A 20,253-nucleotide genomic window follows, 5' to 3' on the forward strand; every position below is an offset into this window, starting at 1 on the left:
ACGATGTTTCCTATGCGCCGGCGCGCGGCGGCTGGCGCGCCACGACCGCGCGCGTCGATTTGCACGTCAATCTGATGAACACCGAGCACGTGACGCTGAAGGCCGAGGCGCCGATCGCCATCGCGCGCGCAGACGGTTCAGTCACCAACGTGTCCGCCGACACCATGATCGGAAGCTTGCGCACCGCCAATGGCGCGCTGGCGCAAGCTGGTATCGAAGCCGACAACCTCGCACTCGATGATCCGAGCGAAGACGGCGTGCTACGCGCGCGCAAGCTCGTGATCAACATACGTCCCGATCCACGCGCCGCCGGCGAATATCAACTCTCGTTCGATGCAACCGAACTGATGTTGCCCCGCCCCGTGCGCAGTTTCGAGACGTTCGGGCAGGAGGTGGTGGCGTTGCGCGCGGCCATCGTGATCGAACAAGGCGCGGCGCTCTTGGAATCCGCGCCGGGCGATCCGACCGGCCCATGGCGCGAAGCTGGCGGGCGTCTGCGCTTCGAAGCGCTCGCGCTCAATTGGGGGCCGCTGCAGGCGACCGGCACGGGCGTGGGCGGTCTCGACGCCGAGCGTCGCCTCACCGGCGCTCTCGAACTCCCGATCGAAGAGCCCGCGCCCATCCTGAGCGCCATCGCCCAAGGCGAGAACGTCAGCGACGACGCACGGCGCGCACTTGCCCTGCTCGCCACTGGATTCGCCTTCAGCGGCGATGGCATCGATCTCGATGTCGAAGCGCAAAATGGCGTGCTGCGCTTGGAAGGCCTCGGCGTCCGCGAATTGCCGCCAGTCTATTAGTTCTCGCGGCCCCAGTTCGGCGCGGCCGTATCTTGGCCGGCTTCAATGACCTCGCGGCGCATCCGGCGGGCGCGGTCAAAAAGCTCATAGAGCGTCTTGCCGTCACCCCAACGGATCGCGCGCTGCAACGCGGCCAAGTCTTCCGAGAAGCGGCCCAAAACCTCAAGCACGGCTTCGCGATTGTTCAAAAACACGTCGCGCCACATCGTCGGATCGGATGCGGCGATGCGCGTAAAATCGCGGAAGCCCGACGCGGAATATTTCACCACTTCGCTTTCGGTCACGCTCTCCAGATCCTCGGCCATCGCGACGATGTTGAAGGCGATCAAGTGCGGCAAATGGCTGACGACTGCGAGCACCACATCGTGCCGCTCCGCATCCATGCGTTCGACATTGGCGCCAAGCGCCCGCCAGAAGGCTTCGAGCTTGTCGACAGCTTGCGCGTATTCCGGCCGCGGGTCGTCCAACGGCGTGAGAATATGCCAACGGCCTTTGAACAACGTGGCAAAGCCCGCGTCCGGACCGGAATGCTCGGTGCCTGCGATCGGGTGGCCGGGCACATGAAACGCGTGCGCCGGCACGCGCGCGCTGGTCGCGTTGATCACCGCGCCCTTCACTGAGCCCACGTCCGTGACGATCGCGCCCGGCTTCAAACCTGGCGCGGCCGCTTCAAGCGCATAGCCCATGGCGCCGACCGGCGTGGCCAGCACAACCAGATCGGCATTCGCGACAGCGCTCTGCGCATCGTCGAACACCTCGCCAATGTTCAATTCGCGCAATCGCGCCCGCGCGGCTTCGCTCGCGTCATAGAGTGCAACCGAGCCAGCCGCGCCAAATTCCGCCGCGCCGCGTGCAATGGATGCGCCGATGAGGCCGACGCCGATGATGGCGATGCGATCGAAAATCTGGGTCATGTTCAGACGCGCGCGTAGGAGCCAAGAACCCGGACGCTGTCGAGACCCGCGCGCGACAGCACAGCCGCGCGCGGGTCATCCAGCGCGACGAAGCCGTCAACGCGGACAAGCACGCGCGGCTCGGCGCGCGCGATTTCCTTGCCCATCAGACCGGCCTCATTCAGCGCGCGCTGCAGGCGATGATGCGGGTCGAACGCCAGCAAGAGCGAGATATCGCCGCCGGCCGCCTCGCTCGGGCTCGCGGCAAACAGCGCGGCCTCTGGCTCTTCCGTCGAACCCAGCAAGGGCAAGCCGGCAATCAGGTGCAGGCCATGAAAACGACGCTCCGTCAGCGCGGGCCACCAGGCCCCGACTCCCGGCGCGGACGGCCATGACGTCACCGCAACGACCGTCTCGGGATTTTCAGCGGCCTTCTGCAGCGCCAGCTGCGGCTCGCCGAGATCCTTAATGCGCGTACGCGCGCCGAAATGACGGCGCGCGACATCGAACAAGCGCGCCGGGTCGCCGCGTCCGCCGCCCACCACAACGTCGATGATGCGCTGGCGTCGAAGTCCCGCCGTCATCAGCGCGCGCCATTGCTCCAGCACGAATTCACGATCGAGCGGCGCCGGCGCATTGGCCATTAACCGTCGCAACATCGAGACCTCGCGCCCCGGCCGCAGCGGCAAACCAGTCTGGTTGGCTTTCAGCGCGGTGAGCTTGTCCGCCTGCTGCAATCGTTGCGCAAACAGGACGAGCAATTGATCGTCGATCTTATCGATCTCGTTCCGGATCGGTTCGAGCGGATCGCCAGGAGGGGGCGGAGCATCATTCATACCGTCGCGACCATAGCGACCTTTCCGCCGGCTCGCCAATCTCCGCGCCAGATGCGCGTCATTAACAGGGAGCTGCTCTCCCGGGGGATGCTTAACCGGCGACGCAGTTTATACATTCGCGGATGATTCATGCAGGCGGAGCGGCAGCGGCGAAGCTTCAGGCGGCGGGGGGCGTGCGCACCCTGGCGTTTGAGGCGAGCGCGGCGCTGCAACTTTCCAGCGGGGAAACACTCGCCCCGCTTTCGATCGCGTTTGAAACCTATGGCGCGCTCAACGCGGAGCGCACAAACGCAGTGCTGGTATGCCATTCGCTGACCAGCGATCAGTTTGTCGCCGGCCCGAACCCGATTACAGGCCGTCCGGCCTGGTGGCCGCGCATTGTCGGCCCCGGCCGTCCCATCGACACCAATCGCTTCTTCGTGATTTGCACCAATGTCCTGGGCGGCTCGATGGGCACGACAGGTCCCGGCTCGCCCGCCGCCGATGGCCAACCGTACGGTCTGCGTTTCCCGCCGATCAGCATCGCCGACACCGTGCGCGCGCAAAGCATGCTGGTTGAAGCGCTAGGCATTCAAAGCCTCTTTCTCGTTATCGGCCCCGGCATGGGCGGCATGCAGGCGCTCAATTGGGCGAGCGCCTATCCGCGCCGCGTGTTCGCCTGCGCGACGGTAGCCGCCGCGGCGCGACAATCGGCGCAGAACATCGCCTTCGCCGAGCTCGGCCGCCAAGCCATCATGGCCGATCCGGATTGGCGCAATGGCGGCTATCTGCAGCACGGCGTGCGCCCCGGCAAAGGCGCCAATGTCGCGCGCACGGCGACGTTGATCGCCGGCCTGCCTGAGGCCGACGTGCGCGCCAAGTTCGACAGCGCGCGTGCGAAGGAACGCTTCTCCTTCGCGCTTGAGAGCGCCGAAGCGCCGCGCGTGCAAAACGGCGGCTATGTCGATCGCTTCGACGCCAATTCGTTCCTCTATCTCTCCCGCGCCATGGACGGCTTCGATTTGGCCGGTGACTTCGGCGGCCGCCTCGCCAACGCGTTCCAGGGCGGCGCGACGCGTCATGCGGTGTTCGCGTTCACCAGTGATTGGCGCTATCCCTTGGAAGAAAGCCGCGCCGTGGCGCGCGCGTTGATCGCCGGCGGGGCGGAAACCTCGTACGTTGAAATCCAAACCGACGCCGGTCACGACGCCTATCTCGGCGAAGAGCCGGCGTTCGAGTCGGCGCTGACGGGCTTCATCGATTCTGCCGCCACCGCGCGCGGTCTGGCGCTGCATGGAGGCGCAGGCTGATGGCCCAGCTCGAACTTGTTCATCCCGCGCCGATCGATTTCGACGCGCCGTTGAGTGCGCGCGGCGACCACAACGTGATCGCGCATATGATCTCCGAAGGCGCGCGCGTGCTCGATATCGGCAGCGGCGACGGTGCGCTGATCAGCCTGCTCACGCGCGAATGCGGCGCACGCGCGCGCGGTCTGGAAATCGATCCGGCGAAAGTGCATGCCTGCGTGAAACGCGGACTCTCTGTCGTGCAGGGCGACGCGGACCACGATCTCACGGCCTTTCCGAGCGCGAGTTTTGAGTATGTCGTCTTCTCGCGCACGCTACAGCGGCTGCGCGATCCGGAGGCGGCGCTGCGCGAAGCGGCGCGCATCGGCGAGCGCGTGATCGTGACCATCGCCAATAGCGGCCATTGGAGCGGACGTTTCGAGCTCATGTTTGGCGGACGCATCGCCAAGGCGCGGCGCGGGCGCGAAATACTGCACCCCCTGAGCGTGCGTGATTTCGTGGCGCTCGCGCGCGGCCTGCGCATGAGCGTCGAGCGTGCGTTGCCGCTCGCGCGTAACAAGCCAGGCGCGCCGTTCGCAAAGGTGCTGTGGCGCGCCAATTGGTTCGCCGAAGAAGCTGTCTTCCTGCTGACGCCCTGAGGCCCGCATGAAGCGTCTCGTCATTTGCTGCGACGGCACTTGGCAACGCCTCTACGGCGACGCGCTTACCAATGTGGCGCTGACGGCGCGCGCGGTGTCGTCGCGCGACACCCAGGGCCATCCGCAGATCGTGTTCTATTCGGCGGGCGTTGGCGCATCACTGGATAACCTCAGCCTCTGGCAGGGCATGACCGGCGCCGATCTCGACGACAATCTGCTTGAGGCGTGGACCTTCCTGAATCTCAATTATGAGCCGGGCGACCAGCTTTATCTCTTCGGCTTCTCGCGCGGCGCGTACACGGTGCGCAGTCTTGCCGGCCTCTTGCGCAAGATCGGCATTCTCCGTCGCGCGCATGTCGACAAGGCGCGCGAGGCTCTGGAAATCTATCGCCATCGCGCCATCAGCGCCGACAGCCCCGAAACAGATCGCTTCCGCCGCGCGCACGCCATCGCGTGGCCGCGCCTCGCCGCGCCCTTCACCGCGCCGCCCGTCGATCTCCGCATCCGCTATCTCGGTGTCTGGGATACCGTGGGCGCGCTCGGCATTCCGCGCGTGCTGCCCATCTCGCTCGGCCTGAACAAGCAATACGAGTTTCACGACACAGCGCTTTCGCGCTCCGTCGAATACGCACGCCACGCGGTCGCGATCGATGAACGCCGCGCAGCGTTTGCGCCGACGCTCTGGAGCAATGTCGAAAGCTTCAACACGCCGGGCGCGCCGGCGCGCGTGGCGCAAGCCTGGTTTCCCGGCGATCACGGCGGCGTAGGCGGCGGCGGCAATCGGGGGCTGTCGAATTGTTCGCTGCTCTGGGTGCTCGAGGGCGCTGAGCAAGCAGGCCTCACCATCGCGCGCGAACCAGGCTCGGTGATTTCAAGCGCACTCGCCGAGATCGATCCGATCAACGCCGATTTGAACGCGCGCAAGGGCTTTTCGCTGCTCGGCGCAATGGGCTCGCGCTGGCGCAAAGGCCTCAATCGTTTCGAAGACTTGCACGAAACCGCGCTGTTGCGTTGGGTCGGCAATGCGCAGTACCGGCCAGCGCCGCTCGCGCCCTACGCCGACCGGATCGCCGCATCGCTACGTCAACAAATGGCGGCCTAGAGATACGACAACCACCAATCGCGCCGCCGCGCCTTCAGGCCCTTCCAGTATCGGCAGAGCGGATAGAGCAGCGCAAGCACAACGACCCATGCGAGATAGACCCACGGTAAGGCAAAGCCGAGCCCCTCGAGCTTCTCCGGCGCAATGAACACGTTGATCATGTAGTCGAACAATCCGCTCACATCGTTGCCGACCGCCGCGTTCGCCGCGATCGCGAGAACGTGGATCAGATAGATGTGCAAGACGTAGAAGAAGAACGGCGCCGCGCCGAATGTGTTGAGAACGGATCGAACCGGCTCAGGCAGGCGTGACAACAATGGCCAGAGCGCAAACACGACGCCCAACGTCACCAGCGTGAATTGCAGCGACGGCGGATATTTCTGCACGTCCAGAAACACCATGAGCGCATCGCCCCAACTCGTCTGCTCGCGCCAATCGCGCCATGCGCCCTCTGGCCCCGTTGGGAAGGCCGGATCGCCGTAGATCATGCTGAACCGCAGCAGCAGGAACGCAGCCAGGAGCCCCAGGCCGATCAGGAACACGGCCAGATCGCGCTTCGCTGGCGTCTGGGTGAAGACATTGCCGAGCCCATAACCAAGCGCCGCCACGCCAATCCAGGGCAAGACGGGATACGCAAACAAGCCGACAGGCTGTTCGCCGACGAACAATGGCCCGCCATCATGAAGGAAGGTCCAGACGGTTCGCGCGAGCCCGGTCAGATCCTGCGCATTGATGGGATCGAGCAGATTGTGTCCGAGCGTGATCGCGACGCCAATCGCCAACACCGCAACACGCGGCAGCCAGACCAGGACGGTAAGCGCGATCATGCACCAGCCGATTGCCCAGATCACTTGCATGAACAGCACGTACGGAAGGCCGAACGACCAGCCAAAGCTCAACACGGTGAGTTCAAGGAAGATGAGCCACAGGCCGCGGGTGAACAGGAAACGCGAGAGATTGGGCGTCGTCTTGCCGTTGACGAATTGCAGATAAGCCGAGACGCCAGAGAGGAACACAAAGGTCGGCGCGCAGAGATGGGTGACCCAGCGCGTCGCATAAAGCGCGGGCGTGGTCGTCGTCGGATCGAGCAAATTCCCGCCGATTCCGACCATGCCTGGTCCACCCAGGAAATAATCCCGCACGTGGTCAAGCGCCATCAACACGATGACGAGACCGCGCAATATGTCGATCTGCGCGATACGCGTGCGCGCGTCGAAAGCGGCTTTTTGCGGCGCCGCGGCCGATAAGGGGCTTGTGCTCATAGCCTTAGTCCGCCCGCCTTTGGCGTGACGGACTATGCCTCAGGTCACGCCAAGGCGCGACCGAAAGGCGACGAAATCAGACGTCGGCGAAGGCGAACGCCAAGCGGCCCAGCAGACCTTGCGGCTGCAACCGGCCCTCGGTCGCGAACAGACAGATGCAGGCCTCGTCGCCCTGCACCACGGGCTGATGGTTCACGTCATGATCCGCGGCGGCGAAATCGCCAGCGCGGAAGAGGCCCAGCTCGTCGCGGTAGGCGCCTTTGAGCACCGTGCAGAATTCCGCGCCAGAATGCTCGTGGCGTGCGGTCGGCATGCCGGGCGCCACCGAGAGCACATAAACACGGTTTGTCCGCGCATGCGGCGTATCCACCGCAGCCACCCATACGCCCGGCGCCACCCATTTGCGCGGCTTCAGCGTCAGGCGCTCCACGAACGGACGCCGATCCGGGGTGAAGGAGATCGGCGCGGCGCTGTCGAGCCGCGACATGACACGCGACAGCGCCCCGTCGTCCAAGGCCGCCGCTTCGACCTCGCGCAACGCCTCGCCGGAAACGGCCTCATAGCTTGCGACATGCCGGCGGCATTGTGCGCAGCCCTCAATGTGGGCGGCGACCACAAGACCGAATCCGGGCTCGAGTACGCCAGAGGCGTAGGCCGCCAAAATATCCGCGGAAGGATGATGTTGTCCGCTCACTTCACTTGCTCCCAATGCGCACGCAGCTTTATGAGCGCCAGCCGCAAGCGCGATTTCACCGTGCCGAGCGGCAAAGACAGATGCTCGGCGATTTCCGAGTGCGGGCGGTCTTCAAAGAAGGACAGCCGCACAACTTGTTTCTGCTCTTCAGACAGAAGCGACATCGCCTCGGCGATCTGCGTCTCCGTCTGGACGCGCGTGGCGGCGTCATCCGGGCGCTCGTCGTCGCTTGCTTCGTCGATAATTAGCGTTTCCCGGTACGCCAGTTCGACACGTTCGCGCCGCAACCGGTCGATCCAGGCGTTGCGTGCGATCACGTAAATCCACGTCGACGCCTTGGCTTTAGCTGGATCGAAGGACGCCGCCCGACGCCAAACCGACACCATGACGTCCTGCGCCAAGTCCTCCGCGGCGGCGCCCCGCGCGCCTAGCCGGATCAAATAGCCTTTCACCTTCGACGCATACCGGCCGAACAATTCAGCGAAGGCCGCGCGATCGCCGCCGGCCACCCGCGTGAGCAAGAATTCGTCCGAGGTGTCCGCGCCCCCTTCCACGTCAGCCACACTCCGCCGACGCGACCTGGGGGCCGGGCCAGATGAGGCCGTTGAGAAGTCCAGCGCGCGCATGGAGGCTGTTACGGGCAGGCCCCGGCTGCGGATCAGTGTGAACCACGGGGATCGCCGGTCCGTATCCGCCTCCAGACCAGCCGGAAGCTCTCGCGCTGGAGCGGAAACGATTTATGGCCTTTACCTCCAGTCTCGCCGAACCCCGGCAAACTATCGCCGTCATTGGCTCGGGCATAGCCGGAATGTCCGCGGCTTGGTTGCTCAGCCAAAAGCATGACGTCACCGTTTACGAGAAGAACGGGCGGCTGGGCGGGCACTCCAATACGGTGATGGTCGAGACAAGCCTGGGGCAAACCCCTGTCGACACCGGCTTCATCGTCTTCAATGATTTGACCTATCCAAACCTTATCGCTCTGTTCGAGCACCTGAACGTCCAGACCAAGGCATCGGACATGTCTTTCGGCGTGTCCCTGAATGGCGGACGCACGGAATATTCCTCCAACGACACCGCAGCCTTCCTCGGCGGCGGGCGCAATCTGATCAGCCCGCGCTTCTGGTCGATGACGCTGGATTTGCTCCGCTTCTATCGCGACGCGCCAGGCGAGTTGCGCGAGACTCGCCAAGACATGATCTCGCTCGGCGAGTATCTGACGCAGCGCGGCTATGGCGACGCTTTTCGAAACGACCATCTGTTGCCGCAGGCGGCGGCGATTTGGTCGGCGTCGATGGCGGAAATCCATCACTACCCGGCCTGCGCCTTCGTCCGTTTCTTCGAAAACCACGGCCTGCTCAAACTGAAGGGTCGTCCAAAATGGCGCACCGTCGAAGGCGGCAGCCGCGCTTATGTCGAGAAGCTGACAGCGGCGTACGCCGATCGGGTGCGCCTGAACGCCGGTGCGGCGTCCGTGAAGCGCGATGCCGCCGGCGCCTGGGTGCGCGACGTCCATGGCGACGTTCAGCGTTACGACGCGGTGGTCATCGCCACGCACGGCGATGAGGCGCTGGCCATGCTCGACGATCCGAGCGCGGAAGAGCGCGCACTGCTGGGCGCGTTCCGCTACACGAAGAATCGGGCCGTGCTGCACACCGACCGGGCGCTCATGCCGCGCCGCCAAGCGCTGTGGTCGAGCTGGAATTACGTGGGCGAGAACCCCGAGGGCGGCTGCGTCGTTTCCTATTGGATGAACAAGTTGCAGCGCATCGAATGCCAGGAGCAAATCTTCCTGACCCTCAATCCGCAAACCATGCCGCGTGCGGAGACAGTGCTCTACGACACCGAGTACGAGCACCCGCTCTTCAACGCCGCCGCGATCCGGGCGCAGGAGCAAATCTGGTCTTTGCAGGGCGTGCGCAACACTTGGTTCTGCGGCGCCCATTTCGGCGCCGGCTTCCACGAAGACGGACTGCAGTCCGGCCTTGCGGTCGCTGAGCAATTGGGCGGCGTGCGCCGGCCGTGGAATGTCGCCGATGAGTCCGGGCGCATCCATCTGGGTCCGCCGCCGACCCGACACGCGATTGCGGCATGAACTCAGCGCTCTATATCGGCCAAGTCGCGCACAATCGCCCCGGCAAGCATCGGCTTCGCTACAGCGTGTTCATGCTCGCGGTCGATTTAGACGAATTGGGCGCGCTCGATCTTCGCCTGCTCAAGCACAATCGCGGCGCGCTGCTCTCATTGCGGGATCGCGACCACGGCGGGCGCGTTGAGGCGCCGCTGAAACCGCAGATCGAAGCCAAGCTCCGCGACGCCGGTATCGCCTGGGACGGCGGCCGCATCGCCATGCTGACGATGCCGCGCCTGTTCAATTACGTCTTCAATCCCCTGACGGTGTATTTCTGCTACCGTCCCGACGGGGTGCTTGCCGCGCTCGTGCACGAAGTCTCCAACACATTCGGCGAGCAGCATTTCTACGTGCTGCCCCCGGCGCGCCAGGAAAACGGCATCGTCACGCAGGCCTGCGCCAAGGACTTCTTCGTTTCGCCATTCCTCGAAATGGACCTGCGCTACGAATTTCACATCCTGCCGCCGGCGGAGGACGTGACCGTCGCTATGGTTGTGAAGCGCGGCGCGCAGATCGCGCTGACCGCTTCGTTCGCCGGCAAAAGGCGCGATCTCACGGACGCCGCGCTCCTCCGCGCCTGGCTCGGCAATCCGTTGATGACGTTCAAAGTCATCGCCGGCATCCATTGGGAAGCGCTAAAGATGATGCTGAAAGGCGTGCGTTTCCTCGGCCGACGCGGCGCGCACGGCGGCGCGCAAACAAAAGCGGCGGCGTGATCGCACACGCCGCCGCCAGATGGACTACGAGGGATAAACTTATCAGGCGTTCTGCGCCGCGACCCATTGGTTCACCAGGGATTCCGACACCGAGAGCGGCGCCGAACCATTGGTGAGCAAAACGTCGTGGAAGCCCTTGATGTCAAAGCGGTCGCCCAGCGTCGAACGCGCGCCGTCGCGCATGCGGTTGATGGCCTGGCGGCCGACCATGTACGAGCACGCCTGGCCCGGCCACACGCAATAGCGCTCGACTTCCGTGGTGACATTGGAGCGTTGGTCGCCGGTCGCGGCCACCATCGAGTCAATCGCCTGCTCGCGCGTCCAGCCCTTCGAGTGGATGCCAGTATCCACGACGAGACGCGAAGCACGGAACGTCATCGATTGGAGATAACCAATGCGGCCGAACGGATCGTTCGCATACATGCCCATCTCGTCGGCGAGCTGTTCGGCGTAGAGGCCCCAGCCTTCCGAATAGCCGCTGAAGCCCAGCAGCGCACGGCGGATGAACGGCATCTCGCCCGCTTCTTGTTGGATCGAGAGCTGCCAGTGATGGCCCGGCGTGCCTTCGTGATAGGTGAGCGTCGGCAGCGTGAATTTCGGCCACTCGGTCGCGGGATCGCGCAGATTGATGTAGTAAGCGCCTGGACGCGACCCATCGAGTGCGGCCACCTGGTAATAGCCGCCCGGTGCGCCAGCTTCCGTGTATTCCGGCACGCGCTTGATTTCGAGCGCGGCGCGCGCTTGCACGCCGCACACTTCCGGCATGCGCGCGGTGATGGCCGCCATCTGCGCATTGAGCAGCGCCAGCAATTGCTCGCGGCCCGCATCCGTCGACGGGAAGATTTGATCCGGACGTTGGCCGAGCGCCACAATCCGCTCGTTCACCGAGCCGCGATTCATGCCTTGTTCGCGGAAGATCGCGTCCATTTCGCTGGTGAATTGCGCGATCAGATCGAGCCCCATCTGATGGATCTCGTCCGGCCCCATGTTCGTGGTCGTGTAGGAACGCAGCGCGATCGGATACATCTCCGCACCTTGCGGCCGGCTGGCGATGCCTGCGTCGGCAGTGGCCCGCGGCAACACCGCGTTCAGCGCATCGATCTGACGACCGTACGCCGGCAGCACTTCGTCGCGCAGGATTTGCTCGGCGCGCTGCACCAGCGCCGTCTTGTCGGCGTCCGTAATCTCGGCCACGCCGGCCAAACGCGCCTGCAGCGAAGTGACCAGCACGTTCTGCGCCGTCGGTATCGCGGCGAAGCCCCGCAACTGAGCGATGGCGCCGCCCCGACCGTCCGCGCCGGCGATGCAGAAATTCGGCGGGATTAGGCCCGCCGCGGCATCGGCGTTGAGACGGACGATCTCTTGGTCGAGCATGCGCGCATAACCGGAGAGGCGCGTCAGGTACGCATCGGCCTGGTCACGGTTGGTGACTGGATGCTGGCTCGCCAAGAAATCTGGGAGACTCGTGTAGGCGCCTGTGAGCTGCGACAGGACATAGGGCGCGCCCGCGCCAGCGCCGTGCTCGAAAGCCGCGCTGTCGACTTGGTCTTGCAGCGCGGTGGTGACGACATCGAACGTGACCTGATCCTTAGCTTCCAGGCTATCCCGGTTCAGCGCACGCAGATCGGTGAGGGCAGTCTGCGCCAGCCCACGAACACGAATCTGGCCTTCCTTCGACGCATCGCTGAGGCGATCGATATAGCGGCCGCCGGCCTGCTCTTCCGGCACCGCGAGGCTCGTCGCGTACTCTGGGAATTCGTGCAGGAATTGCGTCGAGATGCGATCGAGAATGGTGTTGAGGTCGCCATTGTTGGTTTGGCGAGCGCACGCCGAAAGGGCGACCGCCGCCGCCGTCGCGCCAAGAAGTCCGCGCCGCGTCATCTGCATGTTGAATTTCCCCGTGCTCAGCTAGGTTTTCCTGCCTGCCGCATCCTAGCGTCCCCGATCGCCCTTGCATCGGGGGCATGCGACGAACGGCCGTTTGCAGACGCTCGGAGGCGGTATCCACTAACCTTCGATGGCGGCTTGATCCGTCTCGCCCGTGCGAATGCGAATAACGGTGTCGAGATCCGTGATCCAAATCTTGCCGTCGCCGATCTTGCCGGTTTTGGCGGCTGCAGCGATGGCCTCGACCGCTTTTTCGGCGATTTCCGAAGAGGCCGCGACCTCGATCTTCACCTTGGGCAGTAGCTTCACCTCGTACTCGGCGCCGCGATAGACCTCGGTCTTGCCCTTTTGACGGCCAAAGCCGCGGACTTCGGAGACGGTGAGGCCGGCGACGCCGACGTCTTTCAGCGCTTCAAGAACCGGGTCGAGCCGGCTCGGTTTGATAATGGCGGTGACGAGTTTCATGTCGGGAAATTAAAGCGTTATGCGTCGCGCTTCGGCAAGGGCCCCGGGGCCGTTTGCCGCGATCGCTCCGGCGCTTTGGCTAAAAGGACACGCCCTTCGCAGCGGGCGGTGCTCGCATAGAGCCGCTTGACCGCCTCCATCAGCACGAGGCCGCCCTGCGCCCGCCACATAATCTCGCCAACCCGCTCAAACGCTTCGGCCGCGCGCACGAAAGGGCCCCACCCAGAAGGCGGCGCGTAGAGCGCACGCGCCGAGACGACCGGCTCGAACATGGAATCCGTCAGGAGCGCCGCCAATTGGGTGCGCGAATATGGCCGCCCATGCCCGAACGGCGTCGCATCAGACTGCGCCCACAGACTCCAACGATTGGCCGCAATGACCACGAGCCGACCTTCTGGGGCCATGACCCGCCAAATTTCGCGCAAAAGCGCATTCGGGGCCGGCGTCTCCTCAATCGCATGTACGATCAGCACACGGTCGAAGATGGCGTCCATGAACGGTAGGCGCGTGTCGTCGGCCAACGCACTGAGGCCCGGCCCCCAAGGCTCGGCTCCTTGCGCTGCCGGCATCATCGCCACGGTGCGACGCGCGCCAGCCCGATAGCGCTCCAGATAGGGCGAGCCATAGCCGACGGCCAACACGTCCAGCCCATCCGTGTGCGGCCACAACGCCGCCAGCCGTCGCGACGCAGCACGTCGCGCCGCATCACCGAGCGGCGAGGCGTAGAAGCGCTGAAGGGCAAGAACATCGACGCGCATTTTCGGGATTAGGGGCTCGGGATTGGGGTGACGGCGATTAGGATCAAAACACTCAAGACATTATGTTGGGTATTCCCTAATCCCCAATCCCTAATCCCCAGTCCCCACAATGCTTCAAATCCATCAATTCCCGTGCCTCTCCGACAATTACGGATTTCTGGTGCACGACCCGGCGAGCGGTGCGACCGCGGCGATCGATACGCCGGACGCCGCCGAATATCTGCGCCAGGCCGAGGCCAAGGGCTGGCGCATCACCGACATCTGGAACACGCACTGGCACCCCGACCACGCCGGCGGCAATGCAGCGATCAAGGCCAAGACGGGCGCACTGGTCTCCGGCCCCGCCGAGGTTGAGCGCATTGGGCAAGCGCCGGACCGCATTCTCGGCGAGGGCGACACCGTGAAACTCGGCGCGCACAAGGCGCGTATCCTCGATGTTGGGGGCCACACGCTCGGCCATATCGCTTACGTGTTTGACGGCTCGAACATCGCCTTCGTCGGCGACGCGCTGTTCGCGCTTGGCTGCGGCCGTCTGTTTGAAGGCACGCCGCAGCAAATGTGGACGAGCCTGCAGAAGCTCGCCGCGCTCCCCGACGACACCACGCTTTATTGCGCACACGAGTACACGCAATCCAACGCCCGCTTCGCCATCACCATCGATCCGATGAATCGGGCCCTGCAGGCCCGCATCGCCGAGATCGACAAGCTCCGAGCGGAAGGCAAACCGACTGTGCCGATGAGCCTGCGCGTGGAGAAAGAAACCAACCCCTTCCTCCGCGCGCCCGCGCTGAAAGGCGCGGTGATGCTGCCCAACGCCGAAGATTGGGAAGCCTTCGCCGACATCCGCAAACGCAAGGACAATTTCAAAGGATAGGCGAGCTTACTGCTCCGGCCCCTGCACCGCGCCGGTCACGACATTGCGGATCGTGTTGGACGAAGGTCGACCCGCATAGCCGTATTGCGGCGCGACCTGGATAAACAATTGATCGCCGCGCATCGCTACCGCTGGCGAAGGCCCCAGCGTAATCACGACGCGACGCACGTTCGTCATTGGCGCCGCCGCCAGTCCCTCCGCCGCGCGCTCGGCCGCATCGACCACAACGCCGGCGGCGGGCGCCGACATTTGCGCGGGCACCGCGAACGTCACTTGCTGGCCGACGCTGCGCCGCGCCCGCGCCTGTAATAGGCGGAAGCGTTCCTGCATCTCCGCGAACGCGATCGCTTCGGGCGTCAATGGCGCTACGTCCGCTTCTTCGGAAGCCGGCGCGCCCGTGCGCATCGTGCGTGTGTAAACCGTGATGCCGCCGTGCGGCGTGACGCGCAGCATCACGTCGCCATCGTCGGTGCGATAAATTTCGCCGCCGCCCGCGGCCATGGCCGGGCGCAGCACATGCACTTCAGGATCGCCTTCGAAGCGCACCAGAGCGGCGCGACCGCCAGAGCGATCAAGAACAAAGCGCACGGCGCCATCCGGCGTTGCGTAGCGCGTTGCGCCTGACGACGCCTGGTAGAGCCCCTGCACGGGCGGCGCCGCCGGAGCGGGATTTTGTTGCTGGCGTTGCTGAGCCATCGCGATGCCCGGCGCGGCAAGCGTAAGCATGGCGGCTAACGCCGCTGCCCCGCGTCCGGACAGACTCGCTGTGTTGGATTGGCTCATGGAGGATGAGGAGAGCGCTCGGACCTGGGCGCTTTTTTGGCGGTGTTGCAGACGCCTGGCGCCAGTGTTGCGGCAAAGCCGCACCGAATTAACCAGCTTTCGGCCCATCGCCCTTTTGCGGCGCCGCGTCCGCCTCATCCTTCGGCGCGCGATCCGGATCGACCTTTGGCTCTTGCTTCGCGGGCTGAGCTGCGCGTTCGATCTGCGGCTTCGCGAGCGGGGCAACCGCGTTATCCACAGACGCGGCGCGCTGCGCGCCAGCCAATCGGGGCTGAGCTGACGCAGCGGCAGTCTGCACTACGGGCCGCAAAGGCCCTGCGCGCGGCGTATCCGACGGCAATTCAGGCGGAATACGCACAACGACGCTCTGGCCGGAACGTTGTTCAGCTTCCATCGACAAATCGCCAGCGATCCCGGCCGCAAAGGACAGGGTCGTCAGCACCAGGGCGACGGCAAGAACGCGGAGAGAAGTCGTAAGCGTCAAGGTCGGCAAGCGTTAACCGAGTCGCCTTCCAGCGTCACGCCGGTTCGCGTGACGCTGGAATTTTCTCCCCTAGCGCAACGTCTCGCTGTCGAGATTGAGCTGATCCACCGGGATACGCTCCGCGTTGCGGCGCACGCGGCGCAAGCCGTCATAGAAGTGCTGCGCGTCGCCAACCACGACCACATCCGCGCGGTTCGGATCGAAATAGCGCGCGGCCGCTGCGCGGGCCTGCTCAGCTGTCACATTCGTAATGTCAGACACATAGGACCCAAGGCTTTCCGGCGGCAGGCCATAAAGCGCCAGCGCCGAAATCTGGCCGGCGACCCCCGACGTCGTCTCAACGCTGCGGCCGAAAGAGCCAATCAACACAGCCTTGCGCGCCGTGAGTTCGGCCTCCGGCGTAGGCGTATCGCCGATGCGGTCGATCTCCGCACGCATGAGCTCATACACCTGCACCGCCGCGTCATTGCGCGTTTGCGCCGACGCCACGATCGGGCCTGGCGCGAGGCGCGCCGAAAGGCTCGAACTGGCGCCGTACGATAAGCCGCGGCGAATGCGGATTTCCGTGTTGAGACGCGCGGAATAGCCCCCGCCCAGCACGTTGTTGGCCACCAGCAGCGGGAAATAGTCCGCATCCGTGCGCGCCACGCCGCGCAAGCCCATTGCCACAGCGGCTTGGCCCGTGTCCGGCAGATCGACAACGATGGTGCGCGCCGGCGCCGCATGCGCGCTCGCATCCGGACGCGCCGGAAGCGCCGCACTCGGACGCGGCCAATCGCCGAAATAGCGCTCCGCCAAAGCAAAGCCGTCTTCCGCCGACACATCGCCGGAGATGACGAGCACTGCGTTGTCCGGACGCCAATACGTGGCGTGGTAGCTTGCGGCGTCATCGCGCGTGATGGCGGCCAAGCTCGTCGGCGACGTCACCGCGCCATAGGGCGCGTTGCCATAAATCGCGCGCGACATGGCCATGCCGGCGATCGAGCCAGGTTCGCTCAGCGCAACCTGCAAGCCATCGAGGAATTGCTGGCGCGAACGCTCCAGCTCTTCGCCCGCGAACGTCGGATTGCGGATGACGTCGGCATAGATCGCAAACGCATCGCCCGCACGGTCGGCGCGGGTTTGCAGCGAAACCGCGGACGAATCCGGCCCCGCCGTCGCGCCGATTTGCGCCCCCAGCGATTCCACCGCGCGCGCGATTTCGGTCGCGCTGCGCGTCGTTGTGCCCTTGTTCAGCAGATCCGCGGTGACGCTGGCGAGGCCGGCGCGATTGGACGGATCGGCGCTGGCGCCCGAGGCGATACGGAAATCGGCGCTCACCAGCGGCAGCGAACGATTGGGCGCCACGATCACACGCAGACCATTGGCCAGCGTGCGTTGCGCGGTTTGCGGAATGCGTGCGTTCACCGGCGTGCCAGCGGCCGGCGGCTGTTCGCGCTCGCCTTCGGCGGCCAAGGTGAAGGTCGGGATTTCCGATTGCGGGATCGTCAGCGAGCGCGCCTGGATCGTCGGCGCGGTGGTGATCGTGTCGCCTGTCGCGCCTTCTTGCGCCGGCAAGTAACGCACCACCACCCTGCGCTGTTCGTTCAGGATCGAACGCGCCACGCGCTGCACGTCGGCAGCGGTCGTCGCCTGGATCGCGGCGAGCAGACGATCCGCATAGGCGGCATCGCCATAACGGATCACGCTGTCGGCCAATTCAAATGCGCGGCCATAAGCCGTTTCGCGCCCTTGGATCGTCGACGTGACGATTTCGTTCTTGGCCTCGTCCAATTCGGCTTGGGTCACCGGCGCATCGCGCAAGCGCGCGATTTCGGCGGCCAGTGCGGCTTGGCCCGCTTCAGCGGTTTGCCCCTCCGACAGGATCGCAAAGATGCTGTAGGCGCCCGGATCCTGCGTCGCTTCGAGGTTGGTGAACACCTGCGCCGCGATCTGCTGCTGATAGACGAGGGACTGATAGAGCCGCGAGCTGTCGCCGTTCGAAAGGATCGCATCCAGCACATAAAGCGCCGGCAAATCCGGACTCGTGGATTCCGGCTGCGGGTATGAGATCATCACCGCTGGCAGCGGCACGTTCGGCTGATAGACCGTGTATTCACGCGGCTGCGTGCGCACCGGCTCCGTCGGATAATCGCGCGGGATCGGACGGTTCGGACGCGCGATGTCGCCGAAATATTCGTCGACCCACGCATCGAGCTGCGCCTGATCGAAATTGCCGGCGACGACGAGAACCGCGTTGTCGGGACGATAATAGGTGGCGTGGAAGGCGCGCACGTCTTCGACGGTGGCGGCGTCCAAATCCTCGATCGAGCCAATGCCCGGACGTCCATACGGGTGCACGCTATAATTGGCTTGGTTCAGGTACATATAGAAAAGGGGGCCGTACGGCGACGCCAGCACACGCTGGCGCAGCTCTTCCTTCACCACGTCGCGCTCGGAATCGAAGCTTTCTTCGTTGACGACGAGTGAGCCCATGCGATCGGCTTCGGCCCACAGCACGCGCTGCAAATGATTGGCCGGCACGACTTCGTAATAGTTCGTGAAATCGTCATAGGTCGACGCGTTGTTGAAGCCGCCGACGTCTTCGGTCAGGCGATCGAAGAATTGCTCCGGCATGTTGCGCGTCGATTTGAACATGATGTGCTCAAACAAGTGCGCGAAGCCCGAGCGGCCTTCCGGGTCATCCACCGAGCCCACATCATACCACACCTGCACCGATACGTTGGCCGTGTTCGCATCCGGCATCGCATAGACGCGCAGGCCGTTCGGCAATGTGCGCATCGTGTACTGCAGCGGCGCAACCTCAAGTGCGCCGGCAGCCGGCTGTTGCGGCGCCGACGAGGTGGCGCACGCGACAAGCGCGAACGCCGCCGCGATCAGGGTGATAAAACGCTTCATGGATTTCCCCAGAGAATATCGGGGCGCTTCTAGCAGCGGGCCGCGACGATAGGCCAGAAAATTGCGACGGGTGCGGCGTCGCGGCGGACGAACGGCGCGTCAGGCGGTCGCGGAAACGAACCAGCACGCCGCAGACAGCGCCACCCCGGTTCCATTATGCAGCGGCGCGAGCCGCTCGATCAGACGCCGACGCACCTCGGCCACGTCGAGACTTCTTTCCGCGATCGCCCGCGCGCATGGGCCGATGCGGATCAGAAACTCGGCGCTCTCTTCCAGGCTCACGCCGCCGGCAATCACGTTATCGCCATCCCAACGATCAATGGCGATGTTGCTCCACCCGGCCTCCTTTAGGATGCGTTCGATCTTCCCGGGATCGGAAAACGCGAACGGCCCCGGCGCATCAATGTTCGGCGGGGCCCATGGCGTCTCGAACATCGGACTGATCGCTTCGAGCGGAACCATCGCCCAGCCGTTCTCCGCAATTGGGCGCCAGCACACAAAAACCATCCGCCCGCCAGCGCGCATGTGCTTGCGAATGTTCGCGAACGCCGCGCTCGGCTGATCGAAGAACATCACGCCGAAGCGCGAGAACGCCAGGTCGAAGTGCGGATCGAGCTGCATCGCACCCGCGTCGGCTTCGATGAAGCTTACAGGCAAATCGGTTTCCGCCGCACGCGCACGCGCGACCTGCAGCAATTGCGGGGAGATGTCGACGCCCGTCACCGCGCCGCCCGGCTGCACCGTTTTCGCCATGCGCAAGCTCGTGGCGCCAGAGCCGCAGCCGATATCGAGCACGCGCTCGCCAGGCTTGAGGCTTGCAAGTTTCAGCGCATCGTCGGTCATCGGCCGCATCATCGCATCGATGCGATCCGCATGCGTCGCCCATTGCTCCGCCGCTGGCCCGCTCCAATATTCCTTTTGCATCGGCAAACCGGACATCATGACCCTCGTTGCTTGAACCCGCTCCTGTGCGCCGATCATACGCGTGATCGCGTGACCGCCGCCACCTTCGGACCGCCGGCTCCCAGCCAGCATGGTGGAAAGGTCAAGAAGCTCAAAGGCTCTGCACTTTAGCAGCATGCCGGCTGGAAGCAGGTGGTCCAGATCGACGATTCTATTCAACCGGTTTCACACCGCCCGCATAATCCGGCGCATGAAAAAACCGTCCCCCATCCTCAGCCCGCAGAGAAACGCCAGGCTCGTCGCCTGGGCCCGTCTCATGCTGGCTTGGGTGGGGGCGCTGATGTTTTCGACGACGCTGGGCAAGATCAGCGAACGCCATTTGCTGGCGCGGATGTATTACACCAATCTCGACCGCGTCGCCGCGACCATCGCCAACATCGTCTTGCTGCACGCCTTCGCCAAGCTCGGTTATCCAAGCAGCGGCGGCACGCCGTTCACACTGCGTGACCACACCGGCGTGGGCTTTGCGCGGCGCACCCAAGTGCGCAACATCCTGCGCGCCGGCCAAGGCGTCTGGCTGCGTCGCCGCCTCAATCATCGCAATCTGCTGACGCGCCTTGGCCTCATCGTCCAAGCGCTCAACGACATCGACGCACTGGCCGCGCGCGCCGCCCGCCGCTTGCGCCACGGCCTCACGCGTCTCTTCGCGATCCGCGCCGTGCGCCCGCCGCACGATGCCGCGCGCACGCTGGCCACGCCGGAAATCCTCGCCGCCGATAGCTCCTAATCGGACCGCCGGCTTCCAGCCAGCATTTTCAATCCAAACCCACACCGCGCCGAGCCAAGCTC

Annotated in this window: 20 protein-coding genes; 8 read left to right on the forward strand and 12 right to left on the reverse strand. The window is 64.7% G+C overall.

Translation table 11 applies throughout. The annotated features are described in order from the left end of the window. Nucleotides 1-797, forward strand: a 797-nt coding sequence (locus tag VF769_RS14200; RefSeq protein WP_331009079.1) for a DUF2125 domain-containing protein, incomplete at its 5' end; no start/stop codon positions are given. Here VF769_RS14200 and VF769_RS14205 read toward each other — a convergent pair. Together VF769_RS14205 and VF769_RS14210 are read right to left on the reverse strand one after the other, a co-directional pair. Further along, nucleotides 794-1,711: a prephenate/arogenate dehydrogenase family protein gene (locus tag VF769_RS14205; protein ID WP_331009080.1), complete on the reverse strand. Its 918-nt coding sequence runs from the start codon at nucleotides 1,709-1,711 to the stop codon at nucleotides 794-796. The genes VF769_RS14200 and VF769_RS14205 overlap by 4 nt on opposite strands. A gap of 2 nt (nucleotides 1,712-1,713) precedes the next feature. Further along, a complete protein-coding gene (locus VF769_RS14210; RefSeq protein WP_331009081.1) occupies nucleotides 1,714-2,526 on the reverse strand; it encodes a chorismate mutase in 813 nt (270 codons plus the stop codon). Nucleotides 2,527-2,699: 173 nt separating this feature from the next. On the opposite strand from VF769_RS14210, the gene metX reads away from it, so the two are divergent. The 3 genes from metX to VF769_RS14225 are packed head-to-tail and all read left to right on the forward strand — an operon-like array spanning nucleotide 2,700 to nucleotide 5,552. Then, on the forward strand, nucleotides 2,700-3,815 hold the full coding sequence (gene metX, locus VF769_RS14215) for a homoserine O-acetyltransferase MetX (RefSeq protein WP_331009082.1): 1,116 nt from the start codon (nucleotides 2,700-2,702) through the stop codon (nucleotides 3,813-3,815). Continuing rightward, on the forward strand, nucleotides 3,815-4,450 hold the full coding sequence (locus VF769_RS14220; protein ID WP_331009083.1) for a methionine biosynthesis protein MetW: 636 nt from the start codon (nucleotides 3,815-3,817) through the stop codon (nucleotides 4,448-4,450). The genes metX and VF769_RS14220 overlap by 1 nt, the downstream gene beginning before the upstream one ends. A gap of 7 nt (nucleotides 4,451-4,457) precedes the next feature. Beyond that, nucleotides 4,458-5,552 (forward strand): DUF2235 domain-containing protein, encoded by a 1,095-nt coding sequence (locus tag VF769_RS14225; RefSeq protein WP_331009084.1) that lies wholly within the window; start codon nucleotides 4,458-4,460, stop codon nucleotides 5,550-5,552. On the opposite strand, the gene VF769_RS14230 is transcribed toward VF769_RS14225, so the two are convergent. The 3 genes from VF769_RS14230 to VF769_RS14240 form a co-directional block, all read right to left on the reverse strand. After that, the gene (locus tag VF769_RS14230) at nucleotides 5,549-6,814 is read right to left on the reverse strand and encodes a DUF1624 domain-containing protein (RefSeq protein WP_331009085.1); all 1,266 of its coding nucleotides are present in this window, start codon (nucleotides 6,812-6,814) and stop codon (nucleotides 5,549-5,551) included. The two genes, VF769_RS14225 and VF769_RS14230, sit on opposite strands and share 4 nt — an antisense overlap. 76 nt (nucleotides 6,815-6,890) lie before the next feature. Beyond that, nucleotides 6,891-7,508, reverse strand: a complete 618-nt coding sequence (locus tag VF769_RS14235) for a ChrR family anti-sigma-E factor (RefSeq protein WP_331009086.1) — start codon at nucleotides 7,506-7,508, stop codon at nucleotides 6,891-6,893. After that, a complete protein-coding gene (locus VF769_RS14240) occupies nucleotides 7,505-8,071 on the reverse strand; it encodes a sigma-70 family RNA polymerase sigma factor (protein WP_331009087.1) in 567 nt (188 codons plus the stop codon). The genes VF769_RS14235 and VF769_RS14240 overlap by 4 nt, the downstream gene beginning before the upstream one ends. A gap of 176 nt (nucleotides 8,072-8,247) precedes the next feature. Here VF769_RS14240 and VF769_RS14245 point away from each other — a divergent pair, with 176 nt between their 5' ends. Together VF769_RS14245 and VF769_RS14250 are read left to right on the forward strand one after the other, a co-directional pair. Beyond that, on the forward strand, nucleotides 8,248-9,600 hold the full coding sequence (locus tag VF769_RS14245; RefSeq protein WP_331009088.1) for an NAD(P)/FAD-dependent oxidoreductase: 1,353 nt from the start codon (nucleotides 8,248-8,250) through the stop codon (nucleotides 9,598-9,600). Continuing rightward, nucleotides 9,597-10,352, forward strand: coding sequence for a DUF1365 domain-containing protein (locus tag VF769_RS14250; protein ID WP_331009089.1), 756 nt, complete (start codon nucleotides 9,597-9,599; stop codon nucleotides 10,350-10,352). The genes VF769_RS14245 and VF769_RS14250 overlap by 4 nt, the downstream gene beginning before the upstream one ends. A 42-nt stretch (nucleotides 10,353-10,394) precedes the next feature. Here VF769_RS14250 and VF769_RS14255 read toward each other — a convergent pair whose 3' ends face one another. The 3 genes from VF769_RS14255 to VF769_RS14265 all read right to left on the reverse strand — a co-directional run bounded on the left by VF769_RS14255 (nucleotide 10,395) and on the right by VF769_RS14265 (nucleotide 13,462). Continuing rightward, complete coding sequence (locus tag VF769_RS14255) at nucleotides 10,395-12,239, reverse strand: DUF885 domain-containing protein (RefSeq protein ID WP_331009090.1); 1,845 nt, start codon at nucleotides 12,237-12,239, stop codon at nucleotides 10,395-10,397. Nucleotides 12,240-12,359: 120 nt separating this feature from the next. Beyond that, nucleotides 12,360-12,704, reverse strand: coding sequence for a P-II family nitrogen regulator (locus tag VF769_RS14260; protein ID WP_331009091.1), 345 nt, complete (start codon nucleotides 12,702-12,704; stop codon nucleotides 12,360-12,362). A 17-nt stretch (nucleotides 12,705-12,721) separates the two neighbouring features. After that, nucleotides 12,722-13,462 carry a methyltransferase domain-containing protein gene (locus VF769_RS14265; RefSeq protein ID WP_331009092.1) on the reverse strand — a complete coding sequence of 247 codons (741 nt, stop codon included), beginning with the start codon at nucleotides 13,460-13,462 and terminating at the stop codon, nucleotides 12,722-12,724. Between the two features lie 109 nt (nucleotides 13,463-13,571). Here VF769_RS14265 and gloB point away from each other — a divergent pair, with 109 nt between their 5' ends. Beyond that, nucleotides 13,572-14,336, forward strand: a complete 765-nt coding sequence (gene gloB / locus VF769_RS14270) for a hydroxyacylglutathione hydrolase (RefSeq protein WP_331009093.1) — start codon at nucleotides 13,572-13,574, stop codon at nucleotides 14,334-14,336. A 6-nt stretch (nucleotides 14,337-14,342) separates the two neighbouring features. On the opposite strand, the gene VF769_RS14275 is transcribed toward gloB, so the two are convergent. The 4 genes from VF769_RS14275 to VF769_RS14290 all read right to left on the reverse strand — a co-directional run bounded on the left by VF769_RS14275 (nucleotide 14,343) and on the right by VF769_RS14290 (nucleotide 19,440). Then, a complete protein-coding gene (locus VF769_RS14275; RefSeq protein ID WP_331009094.1) occupies nucleotides 14,343-15,062 on the reverse strand; it encodes a DUF4908 domain-containing protein in 720 nt (239 codons plus the stop codon). Nucleotides 15,063-15,207: 145 nt separating this feature from the next. Then, on the reverse strand, nucleotides 15,208-15,513 hold the full coding sequence (locus VF769_RS14280) for a hypothetical protein (RefSeq protein ID WP_331009095.1): 306 nt from the start codon (nucleotides 15,511-15,513) through the stop codon (nucleotides 15,208-15,210). A gap of 159 nt (nucleotides 15,514-15,672) precedes the next feature. Next, nucleotides 15,673-18,501: a pitrilysin family protein gene (locus tag VF769_RS14285; RefSeq protein ID WP_331009096.1), complete on the reverse strand. Its 2,829-nt coding sequence runs from the start codon at nucleotides 18,499-18,501 to the stop codon at nucleotides 15,673-15,675. A gap of 99 nt (nucleotides 18,502-18,600) precedes the next feature. Then, on the reverse strand, nucleotides 18,601-19,440 hold the full coding sequence (locus VF769_RS14290; RefSeq protein WP_331009097.1) for a class I SAM-dependent methyltransferase: 840 nt from the start codon (nucleotides 19,438-19,440) through the stop codon (nucleotides 18,601-18,603). Between the two features lie 214 nt (nucleotides 19,441-19,654). On the opposite strand from VF769_RS14290, the gene VF769_RS14295 reads away from it, so the two are divergent. Continuing rightward, on the forward strand, nucleotides 19,655-20,191 hold the full coding sequence (locus VF769_RS14295; protein WP_331009098.1) for a hypothetical protein: 537 nt from the start codon (nucleotides 19,655-19,657) through the stop codon (nucleotides 20,189-20,191). The last annotated feature ends 62 nt before the right edge of the window (nucleotides 20,192-20,253 follow it).

The sequence above is a fragment of the Vitreimonas sp. genome, assembly GCF_036392335.1.
Lineage (GTDB): Bacteria > Pseudomonadota > Alphaproteobacteria > Caulobacterales > Aquidulcibacteraceae > Vitreimonas.